Source organism: Collimonas arenae (assembly GCF_000786695.1).
In the GTDB taxonomy this organism is placed as follows: domain Bacteria; phylum Pseudomonadota; class Gammaproteobacteria; order Burkholderiales; family Burkholderiaceae_D; genus Collimonas; species Collimonas arenae_A.
In genome coordinates this window covers 4895826-4908562 of sequence record NZ_CP009962.1, presented here as the reverse complement: position 1 = coordinate 4908562, position 12737 = coordinate 4895826, and the positions used below count along the sequence as shown (strand labels likewise).

The 12737-nt window shown below is 58.8% G+C and carries 12 protein-coding genes; 8 read left to right on the top strand and 4 right to left on the bottom strand.

Annotated features, from left to right (window positions below; all coding sequences use genetic code 11):
* Positions 1-26: 26 nt before the first annotated feature.
* Positions 27-1580 carry a sensor histidine kinase gene (locus LT85_RS21625; RefSeq protein ID WP_038493079.1) on the bottom strand — a complete coding sequence of 518 codons (1554 nt, stop codon included), beginning with the start codon at positions 1578-1580 and terminating at the stop codon, positions 27-29.
* Positions 1581-1590: 10 nt separating this feature from the next.
* The gene (locus LT85_RS21620; RefSeq protein ID WP_038493076.1) at positions 1591-2334 is read right to left on the bottom strand and encodes a response regulator transcription factor; all 744 of its coding nucleotides are present in this window, start codon (positions 2332-2334) and stop codon (positions 1591-1593) included.
* 193 nt (positions 2335-2527) lie between these two features.
* Between LT85_RS21620 and LT85_RS21615 the strand changes: the two genes are divergently transcribed.
* The 3 genes from LT85_RS21615 (at position 2528) to trpS (ending at position 5199) form a co-directional block, all read left to right on the top strand.
* Positions 2528-2821, top strand: a complete 294-nt coding sequence (locus LT85_RS21615; protein ID WP_156117610.1) for a hypothetical protein — start codon at positions 2528-2530, stop codon at positions 2819-2821.
* A 206-nt stretch (positions 2822-3027) separates the two neighbouring features.
* Entirely contained in the window at positions 3028-3975 is a 948-nt protein-coding gene (locus LT85_RS21610) for a Tim44 domain-containing protein (protein WP_038493072.1), read from the top strand.
* A 189-nt stretch (positions 3976-4164) separates the two neighbouring features.
* A complete protein-coding gene (gene trpS / locus LT85_RS21605; RefSeq protein WP_038493070.1) occupies positions 4165-5199 on the top strand; it encodes a tryptophan--tRNA ligase in 1035 nt (344 codons plus the stop codon).
* Between the two features lie 179 nt (positions 5200-5378).
* Here the strand turns inward: trpS and LT85_RS21600 are convergent, their stop codons facing one another.
* Complete coding sequence (locus tag LT85_RS21600) at positions 5379-6302, bottom strand: LysR family transcriptional regulator (protein WP_038493067.1); 924 nt, start codon at positions 6300-6302, stop codon at positions 5379-5381.
* A gap of 89 nt (positions 6303-6391) precedes the next feature.
* On the opposite strand from LT85_RS21600, the gene LT85_RS21595 reads away from it, so the two are divergent.
* From LT85_RS21595 to LT85_RS21575, 5 genes are read left to right on the top strand one after another with little or no spacing between them, the layout of a single operon-like run.
* A complete protein-coding gene (locus LT85_RS21595; RefSeq protein ID WP_038497148.1) occupies positions 6392-7639 on the top strand; it encodes an acyl-CoA dehydrogenase family protein in 1248 nt (415 codons plus the stop codon).
* Positions 7636-8700 (top strand): phosphotransferase family protein, encoded by a 1065-nt coding sequence (locus LT85_RS21590; protein WP_038493065.1) that lies wholly within the window; start codon positions 7636-7638, stop codon positions 8698-8700. The genes LT85_RS21595 and LT85_RS21590 overlap by 4 nt, the downstream gene beginning before the upstream one ends.
* A gap of 30 nt (positions 8701-8730) precedes the next feature.
* Positions 8731-9441 carry a histidine phosphatase family protein gene (locus LT85_RS21585; RefSeq protein WP_038493063.1) on the top strand — a complete coding sequence of 237 codons (711 nt, stop codon included), beginning with the start codon at positions 8731-8733 and terminating at the stop codon, positions 9439-9441.
* An 8-nt stretch (positions 9442-9449) separates the two neighbouring features.
* Positions 9450-10220, top strand: coding sequence for an SDR family oxidoreductase (locus LT85_RS21580; RefSeq protein WP_038493061.1), 771 nt, complete (start codon positions 9450-9452; stop codon positions 10218-10220).
* Positions 10221-10255: 35 nt separating this feature from the next.
* The gene (locus tag LT85_RS21575; RefSeq protein WP_038493059.1) at positions 10256-11095 is read left to right on the top strand and encodes an SDR family NAD(P)-dependent oxidoreductase; all 840 of its coding nucleotides are present in this window, start codon (positions 10256-10258) and stop codon (positions 11093-11095) included.
* 53 nt (positions 11096-11148) lie between these two features.
* Here LT85_RS21575 and amaB read toward each other — a convergent pair whose 3' ends face one another.
* Complete coding sequence (amaB, locus tag LT85_RS21570; protein WP_038493057.1) at positions 11149-12669, bottom strand: L-piperidine-6-carboxylate dehydrogenase; 1521 nt, start codon at positions 12667-12669, stop codon at positions 11149-11151.
* Between the last annotated feature and the right edge of the window lie 68 nt (positions 12670-12737).

Genomic DNA, 12737 nt, shown 5'->3' with positions numbered 1-12737 from the left:
GCTGGTCCAGGATCAGGATAGGAAAATCAGCGGAAATCTGCTTCGACGGTCTTCAGCAAGTGCAGGCTGACGCGGAACAGACTGCCCGGCATTTCTGGATCGCTGCTGCGCGGGTTATAGGAAATCGTCACTTCGGCCCCATGTTGCTGGGCTATTTCGCGTACGATCGCCAACCCCAGTCCGCTGCCGGTGCTGCGATTGTCGAGGATGCGGTAAAAACGGTGGAATATATGGTCGCGCTCGGCTGGCGGTATGCCAGGTCCGTTATCTTCGACTTCGAGGACCGCGAATTCGGCGGCGCCGGTTTGCGGTTCCGCGCGTACCCGCACGGTGACGCTGCCTTCGACGGGAGTGTAGTGCAGTGCATTGTCGATCAGGTTGCCCAGCAGCTCGCGCAGCATGAGCGGATTGCACAGCACAGGCAGCCGCTGGTCAGCCTGTTCGAAGCCGAGGTCGATGCGTTGCGAGAAAGAAGCCTCGACCCAATCCTGCACCACGCTACGTGCAAATTCGGACAGGTCGCGCTGTACGAAGGGGGTATTTTCCTGCGACTGGTTTTCCGCCCTGGCCAGCGATAGCAACTGATTCACCAGCCGGGTGGCGGACTCCGAACTCTTCGCCAGTTGCTCGAGCGAGCGATGGATATCTTCCTGGCGGGTCTGGCGTAGCGCCAGTTCGGATTGCATGCGCATCCCGGCCAGCGGGGTTTTCATCTGGTGGGCGGCGTCGGCGATGAAGCGCTTCTGGGTTTGCATCGACAGCGAGAGCCGCTCCAGCATGTCGTTAAGCGAACGCACCAGCGGTGAAATTTCTTCCGGTACCTGGCCGGCTTCGATAGGGCTCAAGTCGTCTGGCCGGCGGGCGCGGATCCTTTGTTGCAATTCAGATAGTGGCGACAGCCCGCGCGACAGCGCAAACCAGATCAGCGCCAGCACGATCGGCAAGATCAGGAACTGTGGCAGGATCACGCCCTTGATGATGGCATTCGCCAGCCGGGCCCGTTTTTCCAGGGTTTCGGCGACTTGCACCAGCGCCGTGCGCGGTGCTATTTTTTCGACGCCCGTGGCGTTGACCTCGGCCACGCTGCGCAAATCGACATAGACGTAGGCAACGCGGACGTCGGTGCCATGCAAGATAGCGTCGCGATGCTGGATCGTACCCGGATGGGTGGAATCATCCTGCGCATTTTCGGGCGGAATGACCAGGTCGCGGTCGCCCTCGATGATCTGGCCTCGTGTATCGGTGATCAGGTAGTAAACGTTATCGACATCGTCGGCGCGCAGGAAATCGCGGGCCGGGCCGTTCAGGCGCGTGGCGACCTTGCCATTGGTTTCGATGACCTGCTGCGACAGCACCATGACGCTGTCGTCCAGAGCCTGGTCGAAAGGCTGGTTGGCGATCATTTTTGCCACCACATAGGTAATTGCGATACTGATCGGCCACAGCAGCAGTAGCGGCACCAGCATCCAGTCGAGGATTTCACCGAACAGCGAACGCTGCACGCGTTCTTCGGCGTGCGTCGCCGACGTAGTGACAGGATGCACGGGCTGCAGTGTATCCGGCGAGCGGGCGTCGGGCATGATGCAAACCTTAGCGGCGGCGGGACGAGTCGAGTGGGGAAAATGCTACGACATTGCTTGCCGGGTTGAGCGGGCTGGCCGGCGGCTCACTGATCTTTTCCAGGCAGTAGCCGAGGCCGCGCACCGTGGCGATCCGCACGCCGCCGATTTCGATTTTCTTACGCAAACGATGAACATATACCTCGATGGCGTTGTTGCTGACCTCTTCGCCCCATTCGCACAAGTGATCGACCAGCTGTTCCTTGGATACCAGGCGGCCGGTACGTTGCAGCAATACCTCCAGCAAGCCCAGCTCGCGAGCCGACAGATCCAGCATCTGCTCATTGATATAGGCAATCCGTCCGACCTGGTCGTAGCTCAGCGGTCCGTGCTTGATGACGGTCGGTCCGCCGCCGGCGCCACGGCGGGTCAGCGCACGTACGCGGGCTTCCAGTTCAGACAGTTCAAACGGTTTGGCCATGTAGTCATCGGCGCCAAGATCCAGCCCTTTGACGCGCTGCTCAAGCGAATCGGCGGCGGTCAGGATCAGTACCGGCAGATGCGAATTTCTGGCGCGGAGGCGGCGCAGCACTTCCAGTCCACTCATTTTCGGTAAGCCGAGGTCCAGGATCAGCAGATCGAAATCCTGGGTCGACAAAGCGGAGTCCGCTTCCATTCCGTTCATTACGCAATCGGTGGCATAGCCCGACTGCCGCAGCGAGCGCGTCAATCCATCGGCTAATACACTGTCGTCTTCGGCAAGCAAAATGCGCATGGTGTTGATGTGTCCCTGTGGGGTGAACGGAAGCTGCTCCTTCTAGTCTATGGCGTTTCATTCTTGTCAGCAAGACCGACTGTTAATTTGACCCGCCGGTTTGGTATAATCATCGCTTCATCATTTCGTCCGGACCGGGTTTACTGCTCTGATGCAACGCTTACTCATCCTTTTGCTGATATTCATACTGCCTATGCAAGTCTTTGCAGGCATTCCTGAATCCCAGGCAGACGCGATGGCGACGCTGGCATACACGACCCAGCAAGATGATGTTGCGACGCAATGCGACGCAAGCGGCGGCTTGCAGGACGATGAGAACAATCTTGCCGATGATATTGAAATGCATGTCGATCTCGGCGACGAGACCGTACCTGCTTTTCCTTTCCTATTTGCCGCTACCGCAATTGCTGCAAGCCCTGCGCTGAGTAACGACAAAGCGCGCCAGCCACCGTTTTTGCCTCCGGTCGGACCTCCTCCCAGAGCTTAAGCGCCTTTACGCCGCCCGGATCCACGATTCGGCGGCAGGCGCATAGCCCATCCCTTGCATCCATTTTTTGCCGGCCAGTACGCTGAGCTGCGTCTTTATACGCATCTCGCTCGCGGCGTTTGGCTACCAAGGGATGCGCAGAAAATCAGTACTGCCAGCAGTACCTATGGCCATGTTGTACATGGCGTCAAATTTCAGGAGAAAGCATGAAAAAATTATTCGTCGCGCTGATCGTCGTTGCCATGACGTTCTCAGCCGGTATCTCAACCGTGGAAGCCAAACGCATGGGCGGTGGCGGTTCCTTCGGCAAGAAATCACAAAGCATGAATCGCCAGGCAACGCCGCCGCAAGCCGCCAAGCCGGCTGCCGCAGCCGCGGCTCCAGCAGCAGCGGGCGCCGCCGGCGCTGCCGCAGCAGCCAAACCGAGCATGTGGAAAGGCATGCTCGGCGGCGCGTTGCTGGGCCTCGGCCTGGGGGCGTTGTTGTCCAGCATGGGTCTGGGCGGCGCCATGGCAGGCATGATCAGTAACATGATCATGATTGCGCTATTCGCGTTTGCCGCCATGTTTATCTACAAGCTGGTGCGCCGCAAAATGGCCAATGGCAGTGCGGCCAACAATGGCATGCGTCCTGCATTCGCCACTGCCGCGCCTTCCAGCTTTACGCCAGAAATCGCTTCGCGCATCGAGCAGCCGATGCAGCGCACGGCATTTGACGCAGCGCCTGCGACGGCTGCTGTCGGTGCTGCTGCAACTGGAGCCGCCTGGGGTGTGCCTGTCGATTTCGACACGGCTGGCTTCCTGCGTCATGCGAAGACTTACTTCCTGCGTCTGCAAGCAGCATGGGACAAGGCCGACAGCAACGACATCAGCGAATTCACGACGCCGGAAATGTTTGCCGAACTGCGCATGCAATTGCAAGAGCGTGGCGCATCGGAAAACCATACCGATGTCGTGACGCTGGATGCGCAATTGCTGGGTATCGATACCGTCGACAACGACTACCTGGCCAGCGTCAGGTTTACAGGCATGATCAAGGAAGACGAAAACATGGCAGCAGCACCGTTTTCCGAAATCTGGAATCTGTCGAAGCCAACCGAAGGACAGGGCGGCTGGATACTGGCAGGTATTGAGCAGGAAGAGAAAACCAGCTAAGTATTACTGTAACTATTGCGGTCACTTGGGTTGGCGCAGGCTGATCCAACGACTGCAATATCGGTTTAACTGAAAAAATCAGCCGCCGGCGAGCAATCGCCGGCGGCTTTTTACATATCAACAGCGCCGCTAGTGGACTGTAACAGTGGCACAATACGGGATTTTCAGGATATCGCTAAAGGAATTTCAATGAGTTTGCCAGCCACCGAGTCACCTAAATCAGCGGAATCCGCCGTCATCCTGACCGGCGATCGCCCTACAGGCCCCTTGCATCTGGGCCATTTCGTTGGCAGCTTGCGCAATCGCATCGACTATCAGCACACATACAAGCAGTTCATCATGCTGGCCGACGCCCAGGCGCTGACCGACAATATGGACGATACCAACAAGGTGCATCGGAATGTAGTTGAAGTGGCGCTGGATTACCTGGCGGTCGGCATCGACCCCGCCAAGTCGACCATCCTGATCCAGTCGCAGATTCCTGAGCTGGCGGAATTGACCTTTTATTACCTGAACCTGGTCACCGTTGCGCGCCTGGAGCGCAATCCTACCGTCAAGGAAGAAATCCGCCTGCGCGGCTTTGAACGCGATATTCCAGCTGGATTCCTCACCTATCCGGCCAGCCAGGCTGCCGACATCACTGCCTTCAAGGCGGCCTTGGTGCCGGTCGGCGAAGACCAGATTCCGATGATCGAGCAAACCAATGAAATCGTCCGGCGCTTCAATCGTACTGCCGGCCGCGATGTGCTGGTCGAGGCGAAAGCGCTGGTACCGGAAATCGGCCGCCTGCCGGGTATCGATGGCAAGGCCAAGATGAGTAAATCGCTGGGTAACACCATCAACCTCGGCGCCACGGCCGACGAAATCCGCGCCGCAGTCAAGCAGGTTTATACCGATCCGCTGCATCTGCGGGTGCAGGACCCAGGCCATCTGGAAGGCAATGTCGCCTTTCTGTATCTGGATGCATTTGACCAGGATAAAGCCGGTCTGGCAGAGATGAAGGCGCACTATGTACGCGGCGGCCTGGGCGACAGCCTGGTCAAGGCGCGTCTGGAAGCATGCCTGCAGGATTTACTGGCGCCGATCCGCGCCCGCCGCGAAGAACTGGCCAAGGACAAAAGCCATGTCATGCAAATCCTGAAAGAGGGCACCGCCAAGGCGCGCGAAGTGGCGGCGCAAACTGCGGATGAGGTCAAGGCCGCGCTCGGCCTGTCTTATTTCTAAGAGGCTGTTGCAAAATCAACCTGGCGTTGTTGTCCTTGCAGGGCGCGCCCGGGCTTGCAAGCCCGGGCCGTTCCGCAGGCAGACGACAGTGTCGTCCGAAACCCCCGCTACACCCTCCTAGCCGTACTGCTTGTACTGTCTTCGTCGGCGCGCCTAGCCATCTGTGTTTGCAATAGCCTCTAAGACCCCATCTCCTGCGCGGGGAATAGCTGGCTCAGCACGCCGCGCAGCCAGCGATTGGCTGGGTCCAGCTCCGTGTTCTCATGCCAGTAGAGATAGACATCCAGAGGCGGCGTCGCCAGCGGCAACGGGTAAATTCGGTTCGCCAGATTAACATTGGCGATTTGAGCGTAGTGCGCCGGCATGGTGGTGAGCAGATCTGAGGCGCTGACCACCTGGCAGGCTGCATAGTAATGCTGGCAGCGCAGGCCGATATGGCGCTGACGGCCGATGCGCGCCAGCTCGACATCTTCGACGCCGGGCCCGGTGCGGCGCGACGACACCAGGATATGGCTTTGCGCCAGATAAGTTTCCAGATCCAGCCCCGGTTTGTCTAGCAGCGCCGGATGATCCTGGCGCGCCACCACTACCAGCGCGTCGCGCGACAGCGGCGTGCTGCGTATTTCCCCCGGTCGCTGTAGCAAGACATCGACTGCGATGTCCAGCGTACCGGCCGCCAGTTCGGACTCCAGCTGGCGTCTTTCCACCCGCACCGAATTGATCTCCACCAGCGGCGCCTGCGTTTGCAGCAATTGCATCAGCGGCGGCAGCAGGCGGGCCTCCAGCACGCCCGGCAAGCCCAGGTTGAAACTGCGCCGCGTCGTCACCGGATCAAACTGGTTGCCGTGCTTGACGCTGACTTCCAGCGTTTGCAGCGCCTGCCGTACCGGACCGATCAGTGAGCGCGTCATTGGCGTCGGCAGCATGTTGCTGCCTTGCCGGATAAACAAGGGATCGCCCAGCAAGTCGCGCAAGCGCGCCAGCGCGTGGCTGACCGCTGGCTGGGTCAGGCTCAGCGCCTTGGCCGCGCGGGTGATATTGCCTTCGGTGTAAATAGTGTCGAGCACCACGAACAGGTTAAGGTCGATGCGGCTAATATGCATGAAATTAATTATTATCTATATAAATCATTCATTTGATGAATTATAGCGCTTGCGGCAAACTCATTGCATTCACCAAAGTCGAGGATGTCATGAATTTTGCCTACTCAGTGCGGGCCCGCCACTATATCGAGCAGCTCAATAGCTTCATGAACGAGCACGTCTTGCCTGCTGAAGCCGAATATTTTAGCCAGCTCAAGCGCGGGCCGCTGCCATGGAATGTGCCGCCGGTCATGCAGGCCCTGAAAGCCAAGGCAAAGGAGGCAGGTTTGTGGAACCTGTTCTTGCCGGATGAAGAGTTCGGCGCCGGACTCAGCAATACCGATTACGCACCGCTGGCGGAAATCATGGGCCGCTCCTTCATCGCGCCCGAAGTCTTCAACTGCAATGCGCCTGATACCGGCAATATGGAAGTGCTGGCCAAGTACGGCTCGCCGGCGCAGCAAGAGCAATGGCTGAAACCGCTGCTGGCAGGCGAATACCGATCCGCGTTTTGCATGACCGAACCGGAAGTCGCTTCCAGCGACGCCACCAATATGCGCGCCACGGCGATCGTTGAAGGCGATCAAGTGCTACTCAACGGCCGCAAATGGTGGAGCACCGGCATCGGTCATCCGAATTGCAAGTTCGTGATCTTCATGGGGCTGACATATCCGGACGGTCCCAAGCATGCACGGCATTCGATGGTGATCGTGCCGATGGCAACCCCTGGCGTCAAGATCGAGCGCATGCTGCCGGTGTTCGGTGCGCTGGACGAGCCTTACGGTCACGGTGAAGTGAGTTTCACGAATGTGCGTGTGCCGCTAGCGAACATCATCGCCGGGCCTGGACGTGGTTTTGAAATTGCCCAGGGCCGTCTCGGACCGGGCCGCATTCATCATTGCATGCGTGCGCTTGGCGCGGCGGAAGTGGCTTTGGAAATGCTGTGCAAGCGGGCGTTGACGCGCACTGCATTTGGCAAGCCGCTGGCCGATCTCGGCGGCAATGCGGACATCATCGCCAATGCCCGCATGGCGATCGAGCAATCGCGTTTGCTGACCTTGAAGGCGGCCTGGATGATGGATACCGTTGGCGCCAAGGCGGCGATGAGTGAAATTTCGCAAATCAAGGTGGTGGCGCCAAACGTGGCGCAACTGGTGATCGACCAGGCGATCCAGATACACGGCGGCGCCGGCGTCTGCGACGATTTGCCGTTGACTGCGTTGTTTGCTTACGCTCGCGTGCTGCGGCTGGCGGACGGCCCGGATGAAGTGCATCGCGCCCTGATCGCCAAGCTGGAGCTGAAAGCGCAAGCTGCGAAAGCGGCGGGGCAGGGAAAGAGAGAGGGAGAACCGGCATGAGCTTGATTGACCAGGCCGGCGCAGTGCGCAGCGGTGAAGAGTTGGACCTTGCCAAGATAGACGTTTTTCTGAAGGGCGTTGACGCTACCCTGGAAGGCATGCCGGCCGCGACCCAGTTCCCGGGCGGCGCTTCCAATCTGACCTATTTGCTTAGCTACGCCAATCGCGAGCTGATCCTGCGCCGGCCGCCGTTTGGCGCCAAGGCCAAATCGGCCCATGACATGCTGCGCGAAGCCGGCATCATGACCGAGCTGAAGCCGGTCTATCCCTATGTGCCGGCGGTCATCGCAACCTGCCAGGACCGCGCCGTGATGGACAGCGATTTCTATGTCATGGAACGGCTGCGCGGCATCATCCTGCGGGACAAATTACCTGCAGGCTTGACGCTGAGCGAGAACGACACCCGCCAGCTATGCCTGAATGTCATCGACAAGATGATTGCGCTGCATCAGGTTGACTACCAGGCTGCCGGCCTCGCGCATCTGGGCAAGGGCGACGGCTATGTGCAGCGGCAGATTGCCGGTTGGAGCGAGCGCTATCGCAAGGCGCGCACCGACGACGCCGTCGATTTCGAAGATGTGATGCGCTGGCTGGAGGACAAGATGCCGGCCGATGTCGCCACTTGCCTGATCCATAACGATTTCCGCTTCGATAACGTGGTGCTCGATCCCGACAATCCGCTAAAAGTCATTGGCGTGCTGGATTGGGAAATGGCGACGCTGGGCGATCCGCTGATGGACCTCGGCAATACGCTGGCCTATTGGGTGCAAGCCGACGACGAGCCGCAATTCAAGCAGATGCGTCGCCAGCCGACGAACCTTCCGGGCATGCTGACGCGCAAGGAAGTGATCGCCTATTACGGTGAAAAGACGGGCTACCGTACCGACCATTTCGATTTCTACGAAATCTACGGTCTGTTCCGGCTGGCAGTGATCGTGCAGCAAATTTATTACCGTTTCCATCATGGGCAGACCAAAAATCCGCAATTCGCCTTCTTCGTTCATGTCACTAATTATCTTGAGCAGCGCTGCAAGAATCTGATGGCGCAATCGCACATATGATGACGTTCTTATCGCAGGAGCACGGCTAACATGGGCGCCATCTATCTGGTGCGACATGGCCAGGCCAGTTTCGGCGCCGCCGATTACGACCAGTTGTCCGAGCTGGGAGTGCGGCAGTCGAGATTGCTGGGACAGTGGCTGGCGCAGACCGGCCAGGATATGCCGCTGCTGGTCACGGGTAGCCATCGTCGTCATTTACAGAGTAGTGCAGCCTGTCTTGAGGCGCTGCCGCTGGCGACAACGCAGCAAGAGCGAGAAGTTCTGCAAGATCCTGGCTTCGACGAATTCGATCATCAGCAAGTGCTACTGCGCCTGATGCCGCAGTTTTCTGACCGCGCCGTGTTATCGGCTTACCTGGCGCAGCAAGAGCATCCGGTACGCGCGTTCCAACAAATATTTGCAAAGGCAGTAGCGCGCTGGGTCGGCGGTGAACATGATGCCGACTATAGTGAACCGTGGCCGCAGTTCAAGGCGCGTTGCAACGCAGCCATGGCGCGCCTGTTGGAGCATGTCGGCAAGGGACAGTCAGCCTGGGTGTTTACTTCCGGCGGCCCGGTCAGCGTGATATGCCAGCAATTGCTGGCGATTCCGGACCGGCAGATTTTCGATTTGAACTGGGCTTTGGTTAACACCGGCGTCACCAAATTGCTGTGCCGCCCCGGCCATCTCAGCTTGAGTTATTTGAATAGTTTTGCGCATCTTGAAAGCGCATGCGATCCAACCTTAGTGAGTTACAGATAGGAGACAGTATGACCAGCACATCGATGTTTGATCTACATGGAAAAATCGCACTGGTGACCGGCGCCAGTCGCGGCATCGGCGCATCCATCGCGAAGACCTTAGCGCAGCACGGCGCCCATGTGATCGTTTCCAGCCGCAAGGCTGAAGGTTGCGACAAGGTCGTGGCGGAAATCCAGGCCGCCGGCGGTACGGCCGAAACCATGGCTTGCCACATTGGCGAAATGGCGCAGATCGAAACCCTGTTCCAGGCCATCGCCGGCAAGCACGGCCGGCTGGATATCCTGGTCAACAATGCTGCCGCCAATCCGCACTTCGGGCCGATTGTCGAGACGGATGTGGCGGCGTTCCAGAAGACCGTCGATGTCAACATCCGCGGCTATTTTTTCATGTCCTCGTACGGCGCCAAGCTGATGGCAAAGGGTGGCGGCGGTGCGATCGTCAATGTCGCTTCAGTCAACGGCGTGACGCCCGGCGTGTTCCAGGGTATCTACTCGATTACCAAGGCTGCGGTGATTTCGATGACCAAAGCCTTCGCCAAGGAATGCGCGGCCAGCGGCGTACGCGTCAATGCCTTGCTGCCGGGTTTCACCGAAACCAAATTCGCCTCAGCCTTGATGGACAATCCTGCAATCCTGAAAAAAGCGCTGGAACATATTCCGATGAATCGTGTCGCCCAGCCGGATGAGATGGCGGGTGCGGTGCTGTACCTGGTATCACCCGCAGCTAGTTACACCACAGGAGTTTGCATGAATGTCGATGGCGGCTATCTGCTGAACTGACGCTTCTGACACCTGGAACTGACAAGGAAATACACATGAAGAATTTGCATGGCAAGACCGCGGTCATTACCGGCGCCGCGGAAGGCATCGGCAAAGGGATTGCGGCACGCGCCGCCGTCGAAGGAATGAAATTGGTGCTGGCGGACATCAATGCCGCCAAGCTCGCTGCTACCGTAGCCGAGTTCGAGCAACAAGGCGTCGAGGTTATCGGCGTGGTTACCGATGTCGCAAAGGAAGATCAGGTCAATGCACTGGCTGAGCAGGCTTTCGCCAAATTCGGCAAGGTGCATCTGCTGGTGAACAACGCCGGCGTAGCAGTCGCCAAGCCAGCCTGGGAAACCACGCAGAAGGATTGGGACTGGGTCATGGGGGTGAATTTTTATGGCGTTACAAATGCCTTGCGCGCCTTTGTGCCGGCCATGCTCAAGCACGGCGAGGAAGGCCATATCGTCAATACCGCCTCCATGGCGGGTCTGACCTCGCAACCCAGCCTGGCTAGCTACAACGCCAGCAAGCACGCAGTGGTGACGGTATCCGAGGGGCTGCATCACGACCTCGCTTTGCGGCAATCGCACATCAAGGTTTCGGTACTCTGTCCGGGTTGGGTCAAGACCGCCATCGGCCATTCCGAACGCAATCGCGAAGGTAGTAAATCAGAGCCGGCTGCATTCGATCCGGTGGTAGCCAAGGTCAGTATGGCGGTATTGCAAGCGGTAGAGAACGGCATCCCGGTGACGCAGGTCGTAACCGATGTGTTTGACGCAATCCTGTCGGAGCGTTTCTATATCCTGACGCATCCGGAAATGAAGCAGGCGATCCAGGTGCGGATGGAAGATATCTTGCAGCAGCGCGCACCGACTTTGTTGAAGATATAAAAAAAGCCGGCTGAGATGGTAATCTCAGCCGGCTTTTTATAACTTGTTTCTGCTTAATCGATATCAAACTTCACACCCTGCGCCAACGGCAAGGTGCGGCTGTAGTTGATGGTGTTGGTCGCACGGCGCATATAGGTTTTCCAGGAATCGGAACCTGATTCCCGTCCGCCGCCGGTTTCCTTCTCGCCACCGAAAGCGCCGCCGATTTCAGCGCCGCTGGTGCCGATGTTGACATTGGCCAGGCCGCAGTCGCTGCCGCTGGCCGACATGAATGCTTCCGCTTCGCGCACATCGTTAGTGAAAATGGCGGAAGACAAACCTTGCGGCACAGCGTTGTTGAGGCGTACTGCATCCTCGAAATTGTCATAGCTCAGCACATACAAAATCGGCGCAAAAGTCTCGTGATGCACGATATCGCTCTGCTGCGGCATACGCACCAGCGCCGGCCGGACATAGAAAGCATTGTTGTTGTCGCCGACCTGCACCCGTTCGCCGCCGGTAACCACGCCGCCTTCGGTTTTGGCTTGCATCAGTGCCGCCTGCATGCCGTCGAACGATTGCTGATCGACCAGCGGACCGACCAGGGTTTCAGCTTCCAGCGGATCGCCGACCTTGACGCTGGCGTAGATGCGTTCGATACGGCTGACCACATCTGCATAGATGCTGCTGTGGACGAATAGACGGCGCAAGCTGGTGCAGCGCTGGCCGGCAGTGCCGACCGCGGAGAAGGTAATGGCGCGCAGAGCCAGGCTCAGGTCGGCGGTCGGCGTGACGATCATGCCGTTGTTGCCACCCAGTTCCAGCAAACTGCGGCCCAGACGTTCCGCCACCGTAGTGGCGACCTTGCGGCCCATGCGCACGCTGCCGGTAGCGCTGACCAGCGGCACCAGTGGCGAAGCGGACAAGGTGGCGCCGATTTCGGCACGGCCCAGCACGACCTGGCACAGGTTGGCGGGCAGCAGATCTGGACGCGATTGCGAGAAGCGTGCTACGGCCTTCTCATACAAGGCATGCACGGCGAGCGCGACGACAGGGGTTTTTTCCGACGGTTTCCAGATCACGGCATTGCCGCAGACCAGCGCCAGCGCGGCGTTCCAGGCCCACACCGCAACCGGGAAATTGAATGCGGTAATGACGCCGCAGACGCCCAGCGGATGCCAGGTTTCCATCATGCGATGTCCCGGACGTTCGGAAGCGATGGTCAGGCCGTACAGCTGGCGCGACAGGCCGACCGCGAAATCGCAGATGTCGATCATTTCCTGCACTTCGCCAATGCCTTCGGACAGGATCTTGCCGGATTCCAGCGTTACCAGCTTGCCCAGCGGTTCGCGATATTCGCGCAATACTTCGCCCAGGATGCGCACCAGTTCGCCGCGCACCGGCGCCGGCACCACACGCCATTTTTCGTAAGCCTGATGAGCGTTCTTGATGGCGCTTTCAGTTTCCTGCACGGTATGTGCACGCAGCGAAGCAATCGCTGCGCCGTCGCGCGGCGAGCGCGAATGCAGGTCGTTGCCGGCGTGGGCGGAGAAGTCGAAACCGAGTTCAGCGAAGATGGTGGAGATTTGCGTCATGATGTCCTTGAATTCAATCTGGCCGCCGCAGGATGGGCGCGTTTAATCAGCTATAGCGCCGAGTATAA

What these genes read in the sequence shown, in the direction of transcription:
- LT85_RS21585 (WP_038493063.1), top strand. Translation starts at nt 8,731, where the DNA reads ATGGGCGCCATCTATCTGGTGCGACATGGCCAGGCCAGTTTCGGCGCC.
- LT85_RS21575 (WP_038493059.1), top strand. Translation starts at nt 10,256, where the DNA reads ATGAAGAATTTGCATGGCAAGACCGCGGTCATTACCGGCGCCGCGGAA.
- LT85_RS21580 (WP_038493061.1), top strand. Translation starts at nt 9,450, where the DNA reads ATGACCAGCACATCGATGTTTGATCTACATGGAAAAATCGCACTGGTG.
- LT85_RS21615 (WP_156117610.1), top strand. Translation starts at nt 2,528, where the DNA reads ATGCAAGTCTTTGCAGGCATTCCTGAATCCCAGGCAGACGCGATGGCG.
- LT85_RS21600 (WP_038493067.1), bottom strand. Translation starts at nt 6,302, where the DNA reads ATGCATATTAGCCGCATCGACCTTAACCTGTTCGTGGTGCTCGACACT.
- LT85_RS21610 (WP_038493072.1), top strand. Translation starts at nt 3,028, where the DNA reads ATGAAAAAATTATTCGTCGCGCTGATCGTCGTTGCCATGACGTTCTCA.
- LT85_RS21625 (WP_038493079.1), bottom strand. Translation starts at nt 1,580, where the DNA reads ATGCCCGACGCCCGCTCGCCGGATACACTGCAGCCCGTGCATCCTGTC.
- LT85_RS21590 (WP_038493065.1), top strand. Translation starts at nt 7,636, where the DNA reads ATGAGCTTGATTGACCAGGCCGGCGCAGTGCGCAGCGGTGAAGAGTTG.
- LT85_RS21595 (WP_038497148.1), top strand. Translation starts at nt 6,392, where the DNA reads ATGAATTTTGCCTACTCAGTGCGGGCCCGCCACTATATCGAGCAGCTC.
- trpS (WP_038493070.1), top strand. Translation starts at nt 4,165, where the DNA reads ATGAGTTTGCCAGCCACCGAGTCACCTAAATCAGCGGAATCCGCCGTC.
- LT85_RS21620 (WP_038493076.1), bottom strand. Translation starts at nt 2,334, where the DNA reads ATGCGCATTTTGCTTGCCGAAGACGACAGTGTATTAGCCGATGGATTG.
- amaB (WP_038493057.1), bottom strand. Translation starts at nt 12,669, where the DNA reads ATGACGCAAATCTCCACCATCTTCGCTGAACTCGGTTTCGACTTCTCC.